We start from the raw sequence: 17671 nt of genomic DNA on the forward strand, positions 1-17671 counted from the left end.
CGCACCCGCATTCTCCTCGCGATCGCCCGCCCTTCATGCCGAGGCGAGGCACGAATGCCTGCAGGTCACGCGGCCGCGTCGGCGGGCGTTGCCGTCCCTCGGGGTTCGGGGATGTAGGGCGTCCAGGCGGGTTCGCGCAGGGTGGGACAGTGTTCGGGAGTCGGATGGTTCGCGATGTCGATCGCGCGGTCGAGAGCATCGCGCGCGGCGGCGAGGTCGGCCATCGCTGTGGTGATCCGGTTGCGTTCGGCCGCCATCAGCTCGAGCGCTTCGGGAGAAGCGTGCCCTGCTTCGATGCAGGGCAGGAGCTTGCGGATGGTGCGACTGGGCAGGCCTGCGGTGAAGAGCTGCTGGATCAGGCGGACGCGTTCGACGGCCGAGTCGGGGTAGGTGCGCTGGCCACTGAAGGTGCGGGCCGAGGCGAGCAGGCCTTGCTCTTCGTAGTAGCGGAGGGCTCTGGTGCTCACGCCTGCCCTCCGCGCGACCTCTCCGATGCGCACGTGCACCCTCCCTCTCATCCCGCCTCCGCGGACCGCCTCTTGACCTTGACGCCAACGTGAAGGATTAGCGTAGCCGCCGGCGCGCCGACCCCGGCCGCTGAACCGAATACGTACACAGGAGCACCGCACATGAACGTCACCCATCAGATCGCTCTCGTCACCGGCGCCAACCGCGGTATCGGCCGGCAGTTCGTTCTCGAACTGCTCGAGCGCGGGGCGAGCAAGGTCTACGCGACGGCTCGCCGGCCGGAGAGCCTCGACTTCGACGACGCCCGGGTGGTGCCGCTGCGTCTCGATCTGCTGGACCATGAGTCCATCGTCGCTGCCGCGGACGCCGCCCCGGACGTGTCCCTTCTCATCAACAACGCCGGCATCAGCACCGGTACTGCGCTCGTCACGGGCGATCTGACCATGATCCGCCGCGAGATGGACACGCACTTCTGGGGCACGCTCGCCACGATCCGCGCGTTCAGCCCGATCCTGGCGGACAACGGCGGAGGAGCGATCGTGAACATCCTCTCCGCAATGTCCTGGTTCGCCGCGCCGGGCGCAGGCGCCTACGCGGCAGGGAAGGCCGCCGCATGGAACATGACCAACGCCGTCCGCCTGGAGCTGGCCGCTCAGAAAACGCACGTCCTGGGGGTGCTCCTCGCCACAGCGGACACCGACATGATGGCCGGATACGAGGGCCCGCTGATGCACCCCCGCGAGGTGGCGCGCGCGACGCTCGACGGTCTGGCCGCGGGGTCGATCGAGGTCGTCGTCGACGACTGGACCGCCATGGTGAAGGGATCGCTCTCGGGTGACCAAGCCGCGTTCTACGCGAGGATCACCGAGCTTCTCGGCGTCTAGCCGTCTCACCGGACGGCTTCGCGGCGCCGCATCCGCGCCCGAGGCGCCGCCGAGCGGTGGCGGCCCGGGGGTGGTGGAGATCAGGCTCATATTGGGCCATGCGGCCCTAACCGGGAGCGGCCGCTCGTGAGACGCTGCACGAAGAACGAGGATTCCCTCGTCCGCCCCCCTGGAGGCATCATGACCCAGTCGACCACCGACCACGAAGTCCGCACGTCGAGAAAGCGCACCCTCATCTGGTGGGTCGGCTTGCTCGCGATCCTTGCCGGCATCGTGATGATCGTGACCGGCGGGGTGGTGTGGGGGGTGGTGAGCTCCCAACTCGCCGAGCAGAAAATCACCGTTGCCGATGACGCTTCCTTCTTCGCCGGCGACGAGGTGAAAGGCCCGCTGACCGCGCTCGCACAGGCAGACATCATCAACGTGCATGCCTTGGAGATGGCCGACGGCAAGACGTACGCCGAGCTCGATCGGGAAGACCCCCTTCGCGACACGGTGATGAACGCCTCCTTCCTGCGCGCATCGCTCTTCACATCTGTCGTGTCGTTCGGCGTGGCCCTGTTCGCGATGGGCGCGGGCCTCGTCTTCGCTCTGCTCGGTTGGGCCGTCATGAGACTCAGCAGCACTCGCTCCTGACGGGACCTGGTCGGCGGACCCGGCGAGCAATCCGACCACACACGGTCTCGGAGCATCGCCTCCAGACATACGGAAGGCCCGGAACCTCTTATGAGATTCCGGGCCTCTTCCGGTCGGGATGACAGGATTTGAACCTGCGACCCCTTGACCCCCAGTCAAGTGCGCTACCAAGCTGCGCCACATCCCGATGCCCGCGAGCGGACAACTCCCCCATCCTAGCCGGTCCGTTCGGCCGCCGCGAACGCGGGGCGGACACATCGACTGTTCGTCCACAGCACTCCGGAACCCTCGAACCAATGTCCGAGGTTGGTGATTCCATGGAGGCATGAACAACCCGGTGGACCCGCTCCTGGAGACCATGACCGCCCTGCGGGCGGCATGGAGCGCGGCGAGTTCCGCCCACGGCGATGCGCGCGCGATGACTGCCGCGGATCTGCTCGACATGAACGAGCGGATCGCGGCGATCCGACGCCAGCTCGACGGCCTGCACACACAGATCGCGGCCGAGATGGCGGCCAGGTCGCGCCCGGAGCTCGGGACGGACGGCCTCGCCCGGCAGGCCGGATTCCGCTCTCCCGCCAAGCTGATCGCCGCGACCACCGGTGGCCACGTCGGCGACGCCGTCCGGCTCATCCAGGTCGGCGAGGCCACCCGCGAACGCAGCCTCATCTCGGGCGAATCGGCTCCCCCGCGGCATCCCGACGTCGCACGTTCGGTCAGCACCGGCGCGATCAGCGTCGCAGCGGCCTCCGCGATCACGGGGATGCTGGATCGCATCGCGCTCCGCGTCGACGCCGCCACATTGGCCGAAGCCGAACAAGCCCTGGTCGGCCAGGCGCCACTCCTCTCCCTCGAAGAACTGCAAGCCGTGCTGCGCCGCGCGGAGGCCCACCTCGACCCTGACGGGCTCGAGCCGGCCACCGACGAGATGCACGGCGAACGGTCGTTGAAGATCGGGCACGACGCCTCAGGTATGACCGTGCTGACCGCGCGGCTCGACCCGGAGAGCGCAGCCCCCGTGGTCGCCGCGATCGATGCGATCGTCACGGCACAACTGCGGACGTCCCGTGGCCACAACACCCCGGACGGGGTCGTTCTCGAGGACGGTTCCGCGCCGGTGGCCGCGGAGTCCCGATCGCTGCCGCAGCTACGCGCCGACGCGCTGGCGGCGATCTGCCGGCACGCGATCGGATGCGACTCCAACGTCGTCCCCGGGCCGTCGGCATCGGTCATCGTGCGCATGGATCTCGATCACCTCACCACGGGCACCGGCATCGCGACGATCGACGGGATCGAACAACCCATCGACGCAGGAGCCGCCCGCCGTCTCGCGGCGGCGGCGAACATCATCCCCTGCGTCCTCGGAACGAACAGCGAGGTCCTCGACTTCGGGCGAAGCCGACGGCACTTCACGAAGGCGCAACGCCGAGCACTCGTCGAACGCGACGGCGGATGCGCGTTCTGCCACCTTCCTCCCGCTTACGCCGAAGCCCACCACATCCTCTGGTGGCTGCGAGACGACGGACCCACCGATCTCGACAACGGGATCCTCCTGTGCACGGCATGCCACCACCGGGTACACACGGACGCGTGGGAGATCCGCGTCGAAACCCCGGCGGGTTCCCCGCCATCCGCCGGCGTCGTCTGGTTCATCCCACCCGCCCACATCGATCCCGACCGCACGCCACGCCTGGGCGGGCGAAGACGCTTCGATCCCCTCGCCTTCATCCTCGCCGCATGAGGCCGATCGCCCGTGTCGGCGCCCGGGACTACCCTTCCGGCATGAGCATCGAGATCCTCCCTGCGACCGCCGACCGTTTCGACGATGCCGAGCACGCCCTGACCGGCGGTGGCGACGGCCCGACCTGCCAGTGCCAATGGTGGACGATTCCGGCGGCCGAGTTCCGCGACACCACACAGGAACAGTTGGTCGACCTGCTCCGCGTCGAGATGACGAAGGAACCCTCCCCCGGTCTTGTCGCTTACGTCAATGGCGCCCCGGCGGGCTGGGTGCGCGTCGGGCCACGCACCGCACAACCACGTCTCCTCCGCACGCGGATGCTCATCGCACACACCCCCGAGCCCCTGGATGACCCGTCCGTGTGGGCGGTGTCCTGCTTCGCGATCCGCAAAGAACACCGCGGCGCGGGCCTCATGCGTCAACTCCTGGATGCCGCCGTCGCCTACGCGCGAAGCGCCGGCGCCCGAGTCGTGGAGGCCTACCCGTTCGACCCCACCGTGAAGAAGCGGCCGTCCAACGACCTCTACCGCGGCGTCCTGTCGGTCTTCACCGAGGCCGGCTTCGACGTCGTTGCGCAACCCAGCGACGACCGAGCCCTCGTGTCGCTCACCCTCCGTGAGTGACTCGGCGCGCCGCATCCATCTCCACGGCCACCACCACCCCGGTCATCACGACGGCCGCTGCCACATACTCCCCCGCCGGAAGAAGCCCTGCCCCGGTCACCAGCACCGCGCCGGCCACCGCGACCGCCGACACCCAGCCCGCCACCCGCCCGCGCAGCAGGAGCGCCCACGCACAGAGGAGGAACACGGCGAGCGGAGCGGTCAGCGTCAGCCCGGCGGCGACCGCGCTGATCTCGGTGTGCCCGGTCACCCGATCGATCTCCACCTCGACCCCGGCAGACACCGCTCCCACCGCGCCGAAGATGACGTAGTGGACATAGCCGAAAGTGAAGCCGCGCCGCAGCCCCCGCAAGCCGGTGTGCTGCTCGCGGGCGAAGTAGAGCCACCAGATCGCGGCGGTGATCACGAGACCCGATGCGGCCAGCCACAGCAGCTGCGGCACGTGCTCGCCTTCGCTGAGCGCGTCGATCATCGCACTCGACGATGCGAGCAGGCTCTCGCCCAGCAGGAGCAGCGTGAACAGCCCGAACCGCTCGGCGATGTGCTGCGGATGCCAGTGCGTACGCCCGCGTAGCTCCGCCCATACCGGCACGGCAAGCTCCGCAAGCACGAGGGCCAGGAATGCCCAGAACCCCGGCTCATCGTCCAGCAGGAGGCGACCGACCCACAGCAGCTGCACGCCGGCGATGCCGATGGCCATCCGCACGGCGGTGGGCCGAGCGCCCGGATCGGAGAGAGCGGCCCGCACCCACTGCGCCACCATCGCCAGGCGCATCACGACATATCCCCACGTCACGAAAGTGAAGTCAGCTTCGACCATCGCATCGTGCACACCCGCCGCGAGCACGAGCACGCCCCCCATCTGCACGATGGTGAGCACGCGGTACAGCCAGTCGTCGATGTCGAACGCCGAGGCGAACCAGGTGAAGTTCATCCACGCCCACCACACGGCGAAGAAGACGAGGAGGTACGCCACCACGCCGTCTCCGATGCGACCCTCGGCGATGAGGTGATGCAGATTGCTGGAGGCTTGGGAGACCGCCACGACGAAGGTGAGATCGAAAAGGAGCTCGAGCGGCGACGATGTCCGGTACGGCTCCGAGCGGTCGCGCGAGATCATCCGTCGCAGTCCGCCTCGCACCAGCGCATCCGTCATGGCTCCGAGTATGGCGGTGTTCCGGCGCGTCGTCCGGTCCGATCCGCGCGCCCTGACGGCACATAAAATGAAGCAATGTCTAGCCTGACGACGATCACCACCGCAGAGATCCGCGAGATCGACACACTGCTCACCCTCCTGGGCTCCGGCACAGCCCAGACGAGGACCTCCCTCGGCATGACGGCCGTCCGACTGCCGAGCGGAGTGGCAGTCACCTCTCTCGGCGCTGATCCGGGCGGATTCTGGAACCGGGTGATCGGTCTCGGTCTGTTCGAACCCGCCACGCCCGAGGCGACTGATGCTGCCATCCAGATTCTGGCCCAGGGGACGGCAGACGTCGCGAGGATCCAAGTCGTCCCCGAGCTGCTCACCGACGACTGGGCGGGCATCGCCGAGCACCACCGACTGCGCCGATCAAGCGCCTGGTACAAACTCGGGCTGGAGCTACGGCAGTTCACCGCATCCTCCTCCGGTCCGCCGGTTCGACAGCTACGAGAGGACGAAGTCGATGAGGGTTCGCGCCTTCTCGGCGGCGCGTTCGGCTGGTCCGACGAGGTCGTGGACGCGGTGTACAGCGCCCCGGTCCGCTCGGGCGCGCTCCTCGGCTTCGGCGCGTTCGATGGCGACCGGATGATCGCCTCTGCCACTGTCGCGGTAGGCAGTTCCACTGCGCACATGTACGGGGCCGCTACGCTGCCGGAGTATCAGCGGAGAGGCGCTCAGACGGCACTCATCGCTGCCCGCGCGGTGGCCGCACGAGAGGCCGGCTGCGAGCTGGCAATCGCCGAAACGTGGGTACCCGAGACCGAGGGAGGCAACCCGTCGCTCAACAACATGGTGCGCTCCGGCTTCGAGGTGCTGTACGAGCGCGACAACTGGGTGTGGGAGCGACCGAACGACGCGCCCGACACCGAGGCGTGACCGGGTTCATCGACCGCGGTGCCGTGCTGCTGGTGCCGACGGCGGCGCCATGACCGCCGGTGCGGCCCGCGTCGACGCATGGCTGTGGGCGGTGCGCATCTACAAGACGCGGTCGATCGCCACGGCGGCATGCCGAGCGGGGCATGTGCGCGTCAACGGTGAGCGCGCCAAGGCCTCAGTGCAGGTACGGCCCGGCGACGAGTTGCGCGTGCGCGTCGCCGGGTTCGACCGCACCCTGGTTGTTCGTGAACCGATCGCCAAGCGTGTGGGCGCTCCGCAGGCTGCCCTTGCGGTCGAGGATCGCACGCCTCCCCCGCCGCCGCGCGAGAGCATTCCCTCCTTCGCAGTGCGGGACCGCGGCGCGGGCAGGCCCACGAAACGCGAGCGCCGCGAGATCGACCGCCTGCGCGGGTCGTGAACCTCAGTCGAGCAGGTCGAGGAGCCAGCCCGCGCCGCGGGTGGACGCACCGACCGATTCCACGCGCTGGCGCAGGCCGCGATCGCTCGTGACGACGATCGCCTGATCCGGATGCGGCAACGCCGCGGTCTGCGCGACGATCTCGTCGTCGCCCTCGCCCGGGGCCGACGCGACGGTGATTCCGGTTACATCCCTTGCGGCGCTGCGGGCAGCGCCCTCCACGATGGCCACGATCCCGGGGAACCAACGAGTGCCGGCGAACCCGATCGCGTCGGCGGCGACGCCCGTGGCAGCGAGCCGTCCGAGGCGTTCGAGCAGGCGTTCGGCGGCTCCGGCACGGTCGCGCCACCAGCCATCGGGAACCGACCCCACCACGTTTGCGACATCGACCACGATGGTCGGATACGTGTCGAGCACACCGCGCAGGGCCGGCCATGATGCGGCGAATCCCGGATGCAGCGGGAGAGCATCCACCTCGTCGATGGGCACCCACGCCAGCGCGCGGCTCTCCGGATCGCTGATCACCGGTTCGAACGGCTCGATGACGTCACCCACGAGGGTGGTGTACGTCCAGACGTCCAGGTCGAGCACGCTCACCAGGCGCGGCATGACGGCGCCGGGCGGAACCCCGGCCTCCTCGGCCGCTTCTCGGAGGGCAGCGTCGCCCGCCGACTCCCACTCGTGCCGGGCGCCTCCCGGCAGCCCCCACGTATCGCCGAAGTGACTCCACGACACGCGGTGCTGCAGAAGCACGCCTCTGTCCGGGTCGACGGCGAGAAGTCCCGCGGCGCCGAACCGCCCCCAATACCGCTCCCCCGAGTCGGCAACCACCCACGCATCACCGGGATCGCGCGGCCCCGCGGGACGGCGCGGTTCACCGGGACGGGGCGGCTCGATAGTCACGCTCCCAGCCTGTCACAGCGCTCTCGGGTCGAGTCGCCGACATCCACGGCGTGGCAGCGAAAAACACAACGGATGCTGGCGACTCGACGGAACAGTCCTCTCGGTCCCAGCCCGCTCCCCGGTCGACTCGCCACAAAACGCGGAGTCTCGCGCGAGAATGCGACGGATTGTGGCGAGTCGACCGCGTGGATCAGCGCTGGCGCTTCTCGCGGATGCGCATGTTCAGGACGATCGGCGTTCCCTCGAAGCCGTAGATCTCGCGCAGGCGACGCTGGATGAAGCGGCGATAGCCCGGGTCGAGGAAGCCGGTCGTGAAGAGCACGAACGTGGGCGGCCGCGTGGCGGCCTGCGTGCCGAACAGGATGCGGGGCTGCTTGCCGCCGCGGAGGGGATGCGGGTGCTCGGCCACGAGCGCGGCGAGGAAGGCGTTGAACTTGCCGGTGGGGATGCGCTGATCCCACGACTCCAGCGCCGTCTCCAAAGCCGGGACGAGCCTGTCCAGGTGCCGGCCGGTGCGCGCGGAGATGTTCACCCGCGGTGCCCATGCCACGTGGGCGAGGTCTTGCTCGATCTCGCGCTCCAGGTAGCGGCGGCGGTCGGCGTTCTCGAGCTCGGGCGTGTTCAGCAGGTCCCACTTGTTGAAGGCGAGGACGAGCGCGCGCCCCGACTCCAGGACCAGGTCGATGATCCGTACGTCCTGCTCGCTGAGCGACTGGGAGATGTCGAGGACGACCACCGCGACCTCGGCTTTCTCCAGCGCGGTCGCGGTGCGCAGCGAAGCGTAGAAGTCCGCACCCTGCTGCAGGTGCACCCGTCGGCGGATGCCGGCCGTGTCGACGAACCGCCAGAGCTTGCCACCGAGCTCCACGACCTCATCCACGGGGTCGCGCGTCGTGCCGGCGAGTTCGTTGACGACCACGCGCTCCTCACCGGCTGCCTTGTTCAGCAGCGAGGACTTGCCGACGTTGGGACGCCCGAGGATCGCGACGCGGCGTGGGCCGCCGATCTCGTGCTTGGCGACGGCGGACACCTCGGGAAGCACCTTCATGAGCGCGTCGAGGAGGTCCGCGACCCCGCGTCCGTGGATCGCCGACACGGGGTACGGCTCCCCCAGTCCGAGATTCCACAGCGCCGCCGCTTCCGGTTCCAGGCGGGCGTCGTCGATCTTGTTCGCCACGAGGAAGACGGGCTTGCCGCTGCGGCGGAGAAGCTTCACGACGTGCTCATCGGTCGAGGTCGCCCCCACCCGTGCGTCCACGACGAACAGCACCACGTCGGCGAGTTCGATCGCCACCTCCGCCTGCAGCGCGACCGAACGGTCGATGCCCCGGGCGTCCGGTTCCCACCCGCCGGTGTCGACGAGCGAGAAGCGGCGGTCCAGCCATTCGGCTTTGTACGTCACCCGGTCGCGCGTGACACCCGGGGTGTCTTCGACGACCGCTTCGCGGCGGCCGAGGATCCGGTTGACCAGCGCCGACTTGCCCACGTTCGGGCGTCCGACGATCGCCACCACCGGCAGCGCCGGGAGGTACTCGATGCCGTCGCCGTCCTCGGCCAGACCGGCGAGAAGCGCTGCGTCGTCCTCGTCCAGGTCGAAGTCGTCGAGCCCGGCACGCAGGGCGGCCGCACGCTGCTCGGCGAGCGTGTCGTCAAGCGTCTGCATCTTCTCGACGAGCTGGTCAGGCCCGCCTTCGTATTCGTCTTCAGCGCCCATCGAGGGCTCCCCTCGTGCGTGCGACGACCGCAAGAACGGCGTCGACGGTCTGTGTGAAATCCAGGTCGCTCGAGTCGACGACCTCGACGCCGGGGGCGGCGGTGAGGAAGTCGACAACGGCGGAGTCGGATGCGTCGCGCCTATGCAGCGCGGCGGCCACCGATGCCGCATCCTGGGTGGTCAATTCGGCGCTGCGCCGCGCCGCGCGGATCTCGGGCGCCGCCGTCAGGAGGATCCGCACGGCGGCGTCGGGCGCGACGACCGTGGTGATGTCACGGCCTTCGACGACGACACCGGGACGATCAGAGTCCGCGACGAGCTGGCGGAAGATGATATTCACCGCGTGCCGGACGGCGGCGATGCGCGCCACGCCGCTGACGGCATCGGTGACCCGCGGCTCGCGGATGGCCGCTGTCACGTCGTGGCCGGCCACGCGCACCCAATAATCGTCGGGGTCCAGCGAGATGGCGAAGTCGAAATCGCCGAAGACGTCCAGCACCGCCGATGAATCGGACGTGTCGGCGTGGTGCTCGAGGGCATGCCACGCCAACGCCCGGTAGGCGGCGCCGGTGTCGAGGTACCCGAAGCCCAGCCGTCGTGCGGCTTCTTTGGAAACACTCGACTTGCCGCTGCCCGCGGGACCGTCGACGGCAATGATCGTCGGCTCAGTCATTCGTGCTCGCAATCCGCCAACCGCGCGCGGTCAGTCCTTCGGTGGCGCGGCGGACGGCGTCGGGCTCCACGCTGATCTCGGCGAGGCCGAACTGCGCTCCGGGCGAATGCTCGAGGCGGAGGTCTTCGACGTTCACGTCGAGCTCTCCGAGTTCGCCGAACAGGCGCCCGAGCTGTCCTGCGGTGTCATCGACCATCACGACGAACGAGTCGAAGCGCCGGTTCTGGCCGTGCTTACCGGGGAGCCGTTCCACGCCGTCGTTGCCTCGGCGGATGGTGTCGGCCACCGCGCGGCGTGCCCCCGGAGCATCCGGTGCGCGCAGCGCCTCGGCGACCGCGGCGAGATCGGTGGCCAGCGCGTCGAGGACGTCGACGACCGGCGCGGCGTTGGCACCGAGAATCTGCACCCACAGTTCGGGGGCGGATGCGGCGATCCGTGTGGTGTCGCGGACGCCCTGACCGGCAAGGCCCAGCGCGGAGCCCGGCGCGTCGACGAAACGGCCGGCGAGCAGGCTCGCCACCAGCTGCGGAACGTGCGAGACGAGAGCGACCGAACGGTCGTGCTCCTCCGGCGACATCTCCACCGGGACGGCGCCCACATCCAGGGCGAGGCTCTCCACGAGCGCCAGGTCTTCGGCCGACGTCTCGCCGTCACGGCACACGACCCACGGTCGGCCCATGAACAGATCGGCGCGCGCGGAAATCGCGCCCCCGCGCTCGCGGCCGGCGAGGGGGTGCGAACCGATGTAGTGCGTCAGGTCGATTCCCCGGGCGCGGAGCGCGCGCAGCGGCTCGAGTTTGACGCTCGCGACGTCGGTCACGACAGCGCCGGGGTGCGCGGCGAGTTCGCGGGCGATGACCTCGGCCGTGACGTCCGGCGGCACGGCCACGACGATGAGCGTGGGAGCGTCGTCGGCGCGGGCCTGGCGTCCGGCCCCGTAGTCCACGGCGAGCCGCAGCTGCGCGGGAGAGGCGTCATCCAGGACGACGTCCACGCCGCGGGCGGTGAGCGCATGCCCGATGCTCGCTCCCAGCAACCCCGCTCCGACGATGCGCACCGTCCCTCGAACACGCGGGGCCAGCGGTGCGGCCGCGCGCGCGGAAGAAGTCTCTGAATCGCTCACGGGGTGTCGTCCGGTGCGCTCTCGCGACGCGAGAGGGTCAGCAGCGCACCACGTTCCAGCTTAGTCAACTCACGTGCCCGCCCAACCGGGAGGGTTCCCAGGTGCAGCGGGCCGAATTGCCGGCGGACCAACTCGACGACGGGATGCCCGACCTCGGCCATCATGCGCCGCACGATGCGGTTGCGACCCGAGTGCAACGTCAACTCCACCAGGCTCGACTCCCCCGACGCATCCAGCAGCCGCGCCTTGTCCGCAGCGATGGGGCCGTCCTCCAGCTCGATTCCGCGGGTCAGACGCGCGATGGTCTGAGCGGTGACGCGTCCCTCGACCTTGGCGATGTACACCTTCGTCACCCCGAACGAGGGGTGGGCGAGCACATGTGCCAGGTCGCCATCGTTGGTGAGCACGAGGAGCCCGCTGGTGTCCGCATCCAAGCGGCCCACGTTGTACAGTCGCTCGCTCCACTCTTCGGTGAACGGGCGCAGATCGGGGCGGCCGCGTTCGTCCTTCATCGTGCTGACGACGCCGGTGGGTTTGTTGAGCATGACGTAGCGCTTGTCGGTATCGAGCTGCACGGCGACACCGTCGACATCGATGAGGTCGACCTCCGGATCGACGCGGCTCCCGAGCTCCGTGACCACCGTTCCGTTGACGCGCACGCGTCCTTCGACGATGAGTTGCTCCGAGACACGGCGCGATGCGACGCCGGCGTTTGCGAGGGCCTTCTGCAGCCGGACCCCCTCGGTGCCCCGCGGGTCGCTCATCGCACGCCCTCGATGTCGAATCCGTCGGAACCGTCATCGAGCAGCGGAGAGATGTGCGGCAGCTCGTCGAGGGAGTTTATGCCGAGGTTCGCCAGGAGCGCGTCGGTCGTCCCGTAGTTGATCGCCCCGGTTTCCGGGTCGGTGAAGACCTCGGTGATGAGCCCGCGCGCCAGAAGTGTGCGCACGACCGAGTCGACGTTCACCGCCCGGATGGAGGCCACCTGCCCGCGCGTGACCGGTTGCTTGTAGGCGATCACCGCGAGGGTCTCCAGCGCTGCCTGCGACAGGCGCGACGGTGCCTGGGTGTTGACGAACTCCGTCACCAGGTCATCGTGCTCCGCGCGCACGTACATCCGCCATCCCCCGCCGACCTCGCGCAGCTCGAAGCCGCGTCGCGGGCCGCCGGCACGTCCGTCATAGTCGTCGACGAGCGATTCGATCGCCTGGCGGACCGCGGCGACGGGAGCCCCGACGGCCGCTGCCAGACTCACCAGGCTCTGCGGCTCTTCGACGATGAGCAGAATCGCCTCCAGCCGCCGCGCAACGGATCCCTCGGCGACCGGAGCCTCCTCCCGGTCCCCGAGCGAGCTCGGAGCGACCTCCCGGTCCCTGAGCGAGCCCGGAGGGCGAGACGAAGGGTCATCGGTCATAGTCGGCTCCCAGGGTTGCGAGGTTCTCCTCAGACCACCGTTCGGCGGTCCATCGGAGGGTGAGCTCGCCCAGCGGTTCGAGTTGCTCGAACGACAGCGCAGCATGGCGGTACAGCTCGAGCACGGACAGGAATCGTGCGACGACCACGCCGGTCTGCGTGACACCCGCGATGAGGTCACGAAACGACAGGGCTCCCGCGCCGCGCAACAGCGTCACGACGACGGCGGCCTGCTCGCGGATGCTCACGAGCGGCGCGTGCAGGTGATCGAGTCCGACGTGCGGGATCTCCTTGGGGGCGAAGGCGAGGAGGGCGAGCGCCGCGAAGTCGTCCGCACTCAGCGTCCACACGAGGTCAGGCGCGGCGTTGCGGTACTTCTCGTCCAGCCGCACCGCGCGCACATGGCGGCGGTCTTCGGCCTGCAGACGCTCACCGAGCCAGCCGGACACCTGCTTGAACGCGCGGTACTGCAGCAGACGGGCGAACAGGAGGTCACGGGCTTCGAGCAGCGCGACGGACTCCGCATCCACCAGCTCACCCTGCGGGAGGAGTCCCGCGACCTTCATGTCGAGCAGGGTGGCGGCGACCACGAGGAATTCGGATGCCTCGTCGAGGTGAGCATCAGGTCCGAGCGCACGCAGGTAGGCGATGAACTCATCGGTGACAGCGCTGAGGGCGACCTCGGTGATGTCGAGTTCGCGCTGCGAGATGAGCGTCAGCAGCAGGTCGAACGGTCCGTCGAAGACGGGGAGCGAGACGCGAAAACCGTCGTCGTGCTCGCTCGTCGGCGCATCCTGGTCAGGCGACGGCGCCACGGGCGACCAGCTCCCGCGCCAGGCGGAGGTACGCCTGGGCGGCCGCGTGCTCGGGGGCGAATTCGGTGATCGGCACGCCCGACACCGACGCGTCGGGGAACTTCACGGTGCGGCCGATGACCGTCTCTAGGACGTCATCGCCGAAGGCCTCGACCACTCTCTCGAGAACCTCGCGGGAGTGGAGCGTGCGGGGGTCGTACATGGTGGCGAGGACACCGTCGAGCATGATGGCGGGATTCAGCCGGTCGCGCACCTTGTCGATCGTCTCGACGAGAAGCGCGACGCCGCGCAGCGCGAAGAACTCGCACTCGAGCGGGATGACCACGCCGTGGCTCGCCGTCAGGGCGTTGACCGTCAGAAGGCCCAGCGACGGCTGGCAGTCGATGAGGATGACGTCGTAGTCGGGAGCGACATGGCGGAGCACCCGCGCCAGAATCGTCTCGCGCGCCACTTCGTTGACCAGGTGCACTTCGGCCGCCGACAGATCGATGTTCGCCGGAATGACGTCCAGCCCCTCGACCGAGGTGTGCACGATCGTGTCACGCGGATCGCGCTTGGTGTCCAGCAGCAGGTCGTAGATCGTCGGGATGTCGTGGGTCTGGATCCCCAGGCCCGCCGAGAGTGCACCCTGCGGGTCGAAGTCGATAGCGAGCACCTTGCGGCCGTAGCCGGCCAACGCCGCGGCGAGGTTGATGGTCGTCGTGGTCTTGCCGACGCCGCCCTTCTGGTTGCAGAGGGCGATGATGCGTGCCGGGCCGTGCCCGTCGAGCTTCGGGGGCGTGGGGAAGCCGTGATAGGGGCGACCGGTCGGGCCGAGGATGACCTCGTCCCGACTTACTGCGGCTTTCGCCTTGCCCGTTGTCGCGCTGCCCGCCACCGACTCTCCTGACCTTGCCATGTCGTGTGTTGATTCTACCCGCCGCCCGTCCCGGTCCCGGGATGCGCGCGGCACGTCGTCAGCGGGCGCGGGGATGCGACGTGGCGTAGACGTCGCGGAGCGCGTCGACGCTCACGTGCGTGTAGATCTGCGTGGTCGCCACGGAGGCGTGGCCGAGCAGTTCCTGGACGACCCGCACGTCCGCGCCACCCTGCAGCAGGTGGGTCGCGAACGAGTGCCGGAGTGTGTGCGGCGAGACGTGGGCGGTCAGTTCCGCGCGCCCCGCGGCCTGCTGCAGGACGAGCCAGGCGCTCTGCCGGGAGAGCGGGGCTCCGCGGAGGCCGAGGAACAGCCGAGGAGTCGCCGGCCCGCGGCGTGACAGCTCGGGCCGCACGCGCGTGAGATAGGCGTCCACGGCTGCGCGGGCGTAGGAACCCACCGGCACGATCCGCTCCTTCGAGCCTTTGCCGCGCACGCGCAGCACATCTCCGTGTGCGAGGTCGTCGACGTCCAGCTGGATGATCTCCGAGACGCGTGCACCCGTCGCATAGAGCAATTCCAGGAGCGCGCGGTCGCGGATGCCGGCGAGGTCACCCGGCGCGGCATCCTCGGGCGCCGGGCCCGAGGCATCCAGCAGCTGCGTGACCTGGTCGATCGTCAGCGCCTTGGGGAGTCGCTGCGCGGCCTTGGGCGGCCGCAACCGGCCCGAGGGGTCGTCGGCGGCGATGCCCTCGCGCGTGAGGAAGCGGTGCAGGCCCCGCACCGACGATTGGAGCCGCGCGATGCTGGATGCCGCCGGCGGCGGCTGCGCCGAGGCCCGCTCCGCAGCGAACTCCGTCACCATGGCAGGGGTGACCGCATCCGTGTCGTCGACCCCGTGCGCGGTGAGCCATTCGACGTATCCGGCGAGGTCACGCCGGTAAGCCTCGGCGGTGTGGTCGGAGAGCCCGCGCTCGAGCGAGATGTGCCTCAGATACGCGTCGACCGCACGGGACAGGCGCACGTCATCGCCCGGTGGGGTCCCCCGCCTCGCGGCGGAGCACCTCGGCAGCCGCGAGCACCCCGGTCGCGAGGATGCCGTTGGTCAGACGCCCTTCGAGCACCCCCGAGATCGCATCGGCCAGGGGGATGCGTGCGACACGCATGTCTGCCTCCTCCTCGGCGCGGGCGAACTTCTCGGGCGCATCCGACAGCCCGCGCGCCAGGAACAGGTGCACGACCTCGTCGTTGCCGCCGGGACTCGTGCGCAGCGACGCGAGCAACTGCCAGCGATCGGCGACGAGGTCCACCTCCTCGGCCAGCTCGCGCTTCGCCGTCTCCAATGGGGGCTCCCCCGCGACGTCCAGAAGACCGGCGGGCACCTCCCAGTCGCGCAGGCGCAAAGGGTGACGATACTGCTGGATGAGCACGACCTGCTCATCGTCGTCGATCGCCACGATCGCTGCGGCCCCGGGATGTTCGACGTACTGGCGCTGGATCTCGCCGTCCCCGTACCGCACGGTGTCGGCCCGCACATCCCAGACCGCACCGCGGTAGACGATCTCGCTGGCGAGCACTTCGGGGTCGAGGGGCTCGTCACGCAGCGTGCCGCTCCCCACGTCAGGCCTGCTCGACATCGAAGAGCTCGCTGGCGCGGTGGCGCTCCAGCGCGGCGCCGATGAGACCGCGGAAGAGCGGATGCGGCTCCGTCGGACGCGAGCGCAGTTCGGGGTGCGCCTGCGTCGCGATGTAGTACGGGTGTACGTCGCGCGGCAGCTCGACGTATTCGACGAGACCGAGGTCGGGATTGACGCCGGAGAAGACCAGCCCCGCCTCGGCGAGCTGATCGCGGTAGGCGTTGTTGACCTCGTAGCGGTGACGGTGCCGTTCCGACACGCGCGGTGCGCCGTAGACCTCTTCCGCGATGGAGCCGTCGAGGAGGTCGGCAGGGTACAGACCGAGGCGCATCGTGCCGCCGAGGTCGCCACGGTCGAGGATGTCGACCTGCTCCGCCATCGTCGCGATGACCGGGTTCGGGCTGTCCGGGTCGAATTCGCTCGAGGAGGCGTCCTCGATGCCCGCGACGTTCCGGGCGTACTCGATGACGATGCACTGCAGTCCCAGACAGATGCCGAGCGTCGGGATGCCCTGCTCGCGGGCGAAGCGCAGCGCCCCGAGCTTGCCCTCGATACCGCGGATGCCGAACCCGCCGGGGATCACGATGCCATCCAAGGATCCGAGTGCTTTCTCCGCGCCCTCGGGCGTCTCGCACAGGTCGGAGGGGATCCACGTGATGTTGACGTGCGTCTCCTCGCCGAACCCGCCCGCCTTCAGCGCCTCGGTCACCGAGAGATACGCATCAGGCAGGTCGATGTACTTGCCCACCAGCCCGATGGTCACCTCGTGCTTGGGGTTGTGCACGGCGCGAAGAACCCGCTCCCACCGCGACCAGTCGACGTCCGCCGCCTTGCCGAGCCCGAGGGAGCGGACGATGTAATCGTCCAGACCCTGCTCGTGCAGCATCGAGGGGATGTCGTAGATGCTCGGCACGTCGACGGCGTTGACCACCGCGTCCTCGTCGACGTCGCACATGAGCGCGATCTTGCGCTTGTTCGACTCGGTGACGGGTCGATCGCTGCGCAGGACGAGTGCATCGGGCTGGATGCCGATCGAGCGGAGCGTGGCTACGGAGTGCTGCGTGGGCTTGGTCTTCTGCTCCCCGGAGGCCCCCATGAACGGCACGAGCGACACGTGGACGAAGAAGACGTTGTTGCGACCCAGCTCGTGACGGATCTGCCGAGCGGACTCGATGAACGGCTGCGACTCGATGTCGCCGACGGTTCCGCCGATTTCGGTGATGATCACGTCGGGGCGGGGTTCCTCCGTCGCCTGCAGCCGCATGCGGCGCTTGATCTCGTCGGTGATGTGCGGGATGACCTGCACGGTGTCGCCCAGGTACTCGCCCCGGCGCTCCCGGGCGATGACCTGCGAATAGATCTGTCCGGTGGTGACGTTGGCCGCCTGGCTGAGCTCGATATCGAGGAAGCGCTCGTAGTGTCCGATGTCGAGATCGGTCTCGGCACCGTCGTCGGTCACGAAGACCTCACCGTGCTGGAACGGGTTCATCGTGCCCGGGTCGACATTCAAGTACGGGTCGAGTTTCTGCATCACCACGCGGAGACCGCGGGCCGTGAGAAGGTTGCCCAGGCTGGCCGCCGTCAGGCCCTTACCGAGAGACGAAACGACACCGCCCGTCACGAAAATGTGCTTGGTGGTGTCGTCTGGATGTCCCGCGTCTGAAGTCTGCATCACGGGCTTCAATCCTAT

19 protein-coding genes and 1 tRNA gene are annotated in these 17671 nt (G+C 69.1%); 6 read left to right on the plus strand and 14 right to left on the minus strand.

The features are described from left to right. Window positions 1-65: 65 nt before the first annotated feature. The gene (locus tag AC4FS1_RS05870) at window positions 66-644 is read right to left on the minus strand and encodes a MerR family transcriptional regulator (protein ID WP_491153320.1); all 579 of its coding nucleotides are present in this window, start codon (window positions 642-644) and stop codon (window positions 66-68) included. On the opposite strand from AC4FS1_RS05870, the gene AC4FS1_RS05875 reads away from it, so the two are divergent. Together AC4FS1_RS05875 and AC4FS1_RS05880 are read left to right on the plus strand one after the other, a co-directional pair. Beyond that, window positions 630-1352 (plus strand): SDR family oxidoreductase, encoded by a 723-nt coding sequence (locus tag AC4FS1_RS05875; RefSeq protein ID WP_491153321.1) that lies wholly within the window; start codon window positions 630-632, stop codon window positions 1350-1352. The genes AC4FS1_RS05870 and AC4FS1_RS05875 overlap by 15 nt on opposite strands. Before the next feature lie 276 nt (window positions 1353-1628). Then, window positions 1629-1988, plus strand: a complete 360-nt coding sequence (locus AC4FS1_RS05880; RefSeq protein ID WP_491155652.1) for an aromatic ring-opening dioxygenase LigA — start codon at window positions 1629-1631, stop codon at window positions 1986-1988. Window positions 1989-2101: 113 nt separating this feature from the next. Here the strand turns inward: AC4FS1_RS05880 and AC4FS1_RS05885 are convergent. Continuing rightward, window positions 2102-2175: transfer RNA gene (locus AC4FS1_RS05885), tRNA-Pro, on the minus strand. Between the two features lie 138 nt (window positions 2176-2313). Between AC4FS1_RS05885 and AC4FS1_RS05890 the strand changes: the two genes are divergently transcribed. Both AC4FS1_RS05890 and AC4FS1_RS05895 read left to right on the plus strand, forming a co-directional pair. Beyond that, window positions 2314-3729: an HNH endonuclease gene (locus tag AC4FS1_RS05890; RefSeq protein ID WP_491153322.1), complete on the plus strand. Its 1416-nt coding sequence runs from the start codon at window positions 2314-2316 to the stop codon at window positions 3727-3729. 41 nt (window positions 3730-3770) lie between these two features. After that, entirely contained in the window at window positions 3771-4352 is a 582-nt protein-coding gene (locus tag AC4FS1_RS05895) for a GNAT family N-acetyltransferase (protein WP_491153323.1), read from the plus strand. Here AC4FS1_RS05895 and AC4FS1_RS05900 read toward each other — a convergent pair. Continuing rightward, a complete protein-coding gene (locus AC4FS1_RS05900; protein WP_491153324.1) occupies window positions 4336-5508 on the minus strand; it encodes a low temperature requirement protein A in 1173 nt (390 codons plus the stop codon). The genes AC4FS1_RS05895 and AC4FS1_RS05900 overlap by 17 nt on opposite strands. Window positions 5509-5583: 75 nt before the next feature. Between AC4FS1_RS05900 and AC4FS1_RS05905 the strand changes: the two genes are divergently transcribed. Together AC4FS1_RS05905 and AC4FS1_RS05910 are read left to right on the plus strand one after the other, a co-directional pair. Beyond that, window positions 5584-6429 carry a GNAT family N-acetyltransferase gene (locus AC4FS1_RS05905; protein WP_491153325.1) on the plus strand — a complete coding sequence of 282 codons (846 nt, stop codon included), beginning with the start codon at window positions 5584-5586 and terminating at the stop codon, window positions 6427-6429. 49 nt (window positions 6430-6478) lie between these two features. After that, a complete protein-coding gene (locus AC4FS1_RS05910) occupies window positions 6479-6847 on the plus strand; it encodes an RNA-binding S4 domain-containing protein (protein ID WP_491153326.1) in 369 nt (122 codons plus the stop codon). 3 nt (window positions 6848-6850) lie between these two features. On the opposite strand, the gene AC4FS1_RS05915 is transcribed toward AC4FS1_RS05910, so the two are convergent. The 11 genes from AC4FS1_RS05915 to pyrG form a co-directional block, all read right to left on the minus strand. Next, window positions 6851-7750: an NUDIX domain-containing protein gene (locus AC4FS1_RS05915; RefSeq protein WP_491153327.1), complete on the minus strand. Its 900-nt coding sequence runs from the start codon at window positions 7748-7750 to the stop codon at window positions 6851-6853. A 190-nt stretch (window positions 7751-7940) separates the two neighbouring features. Continuing rightward, window positions 7941-9464: a ribosome biogenesis GTPase Der gene (gene der, locus AC4FS1_RS05920; RefSeq protein ID WP_491153328.1), complete on the minus strand. Its 1524-nt coding sequence runs from the start codon at window positions 9462-9464 to the stop codon at window positions 7941-7943. Next, entirely contained in the window at window positions 9454-10137 is a 684-nt protein-coding gene (gene cmk / locus AC4FS1_RS05925; protein WP_491153329.1) for a (d)CMP kinase, read from the minus strand. Before cmk ends, der begins: the two co-directional genes overlap by 11 nt. Next, window positions 10130-11260 (minus strand): prephenate dehydrogenase, encoded by a 1131-nt coding sequence (locus AC4FS1_RS05930; RefSeq protein ID WP_491153330.1) that lies wholly within the window; start codon window positions 11258-11260, stop codon window positions 10130-10132. Before AC4FS1_RS05930 ends, cmk begins: the two co-directional genes overlap by 8 nt. Then, complete coding sequence (locus AC4FS1_RS05935; protein ID WP_491153331.1) at window positions 11257-12024, minus strand: pseudouridine synthase; 768 nt, start codon at window positions 12022-12024, stop codon at window positions 11257-11259. The genes AC4FS1_RS05930 and AC4FS1_RS05935 overlap by 4 nt, the downstream gene beginning before the upstream one ends. Then, window positions 12021-12674, minus strand: a complete 654-nt coding sequence (gene scpB, locus AC4FS1_RS05940; RefSeq protein ID WP_491153332.1) for an SMC-Scp complex subunit ScpB — start codon at window positions 12672-12674, stop codon at window positions 12021-12023. The genes AC4FS1_RS05935 and scpB overlap by 4 nt, the downstream gene beginning before the upstream one ends. Further along, window positions 12664-13488, minus strand: coding sequence for a segregation and condensation protein A (locus AC4FS1_RS05945; RefSeq protein ID WP_491153333.1), 825 nt, complete (start codon window positions 13486-13488; stop codon window positions 12664-12666). Before AC4FS1_RS05945 ends, scpB begins: the two co-directional genes overlap by 11 nt. Beyond that, on the minus strand, window positions 13472-14386 hold the full coding sequence (locus AC4FS1_RS05950) for a ParA family protein (protein ID WP_491153334.1): 915 nt from the start codon (window positions 14384-14386) through the stop codon (window positions 13472-13474). The genes AC4FS1_RS05945 and AC4FS1_RS05950 overlap by 17 nt, the downstream gene beginning before the upstream one ends. A gap of 58 nt (window positions 14387-14444) precedes the next feature. Beyond that, window positions 14445-15368: a site-specific tyrosine recombinase XerD gene (gene xerD, locus AC4FS1_RS05955; protein WP_491153335.1), complete on the minus strand. Its 924-nt coding sequence runs from the start codon at window positions 15366-15368 to the stop codon at window positions 14445-14447. Window position 15369: 1 nt separating this feature from the next. Then, window positions 15370-15981 (minus strand): NUDIX domain-containing protein, encoded by a 612-nt coding sequence (locus tag AC4FS1_RS05960; RefSeq protein WP_491153336.1) that lies wholly within the window; start codon window positions 15979-15981, stop codon window positions 15370-15372. Further along, window positions 15965-17653 carry a CTP synthase gene (gene pyrG, locus AC4FS1_RS05965; protein WP_491155654.1) on the minus strand — a complete coding sequence of 563 codons (1689 nt, stop codon included), beginning with the start codon at window positions 17651-17653 and terminating at the stop codon, window positions 15965-15967. The genes AC4FS1_RS05960 and pyrG overlap by 17 nt, the downstream gene beginning before the upstream one ends. Window positions 17654-17671 lie beyond the last annotated feature (18 nt).

This window comes from Microbacterium sp. Z12_35 (assembly GCF_058310475.1).

Coding starts and splice junctions, on each gene's coding strand:
- AC4FS1_RS05905 (WP_491153325.1), top strand. CDS start 5,584: ATGTCTAGCCTGACGACGATCACCACCGCAGAGATCCGCGAGATCGAC.
- cmk (WP_491153329.1), bottom strand. CDS start 10,137: ATGACTGAGCCGACGATCATTGCCGTCGACGGTCCCGCGGGCAGCGGC.
- AC4FS1_RS05900 (WP_491153324.1), bottom strand. CDS start 5,508: ATGACGGATGCGCTGGTGCGAGGCGGACTGCGACGGATGATCTCGCGC.
- AC4FS1_RS05935 (WP_491153331.1), bottom strand. CDS start 12,024: ATGAGCGACCCGCGGGGCACCGAGGGGGTCCGGCTGCAGAAGGCCCTC.
- AC4FS1_RS05910 (WP_491153326.1), top strand. CDS start 6,479: ATGACCGCCGGTGCGGCCCGCGTCGACGCATGGCTGTGGGCGGTGCGC.
- scpB (WP_491153332.1), bottom strand. CDS start 12,674: ATGACCGATGACCCTTCGTCTCGCCCTCCGGGCTCGCTCAGGGACCGG.
- pyrG (WP_491155654.1), bottom strand. CDS start 17,653: ATGCAGACTTCAGACGCGGGACATCCAGACGACACCACCAAGCACATT.
- AC4FS1_RS05870 (WP_491153320.1), bottom strand. CDS start 644: ATGGGTGACGTTCATGTGCGGTGCTCCTGTGTACGTATTCGGTTCAGC.
- AC4FS1_RS05875 (WP_491153321.1), top strand. CDS start 630: ATGAACGTCACCCATCAGATCGCTCTCGTCACCGGCGCCAACCGCGGT.
- AC4FS1_RS05895 (WP_491153323.1), top strand. CDS start 3,771: ATGAGCATCGAGATCCTCCCTGCGACCGCCGACCGTTTCGACGATGCC.
- AC4FS1_RS05890 (WP_491153322.1), top strand. CDS start 2,314: ATGAACAACCCGGTGGACCCGCTCCTGGAGACCATGACCGCCCTGCGG.
- AC4FS1_RS05880 (WP_491155652.1), top strand. CDS start 1,629: ATGATCGTGACCGGCGGGGTGGTGTGGGGGGTGGTGAGCTCCCAACTC.
- AC4FS1_RS05950 (WP_491153334.1), bottom strand. CDS start 14,386: ATGGCAAGGTCAGGAGAGTCGGTGGCGGGCAGCGCGACAACGGGCAAG.
- der (WP_491153328.1), bottom strand. CDS start 9,464: ATGGGCGCTGAAGACGAATACGAAGGCGGGCCTGACCAGCTCGTCGAG.
- AC4FS1_RS05960 (WP_491153336.1), bottom strand. CDS start 15,981: ATGTCGAGCAGGCCTGACGTGGGGAGCGGCACGCTGCGTGACGAGCCC.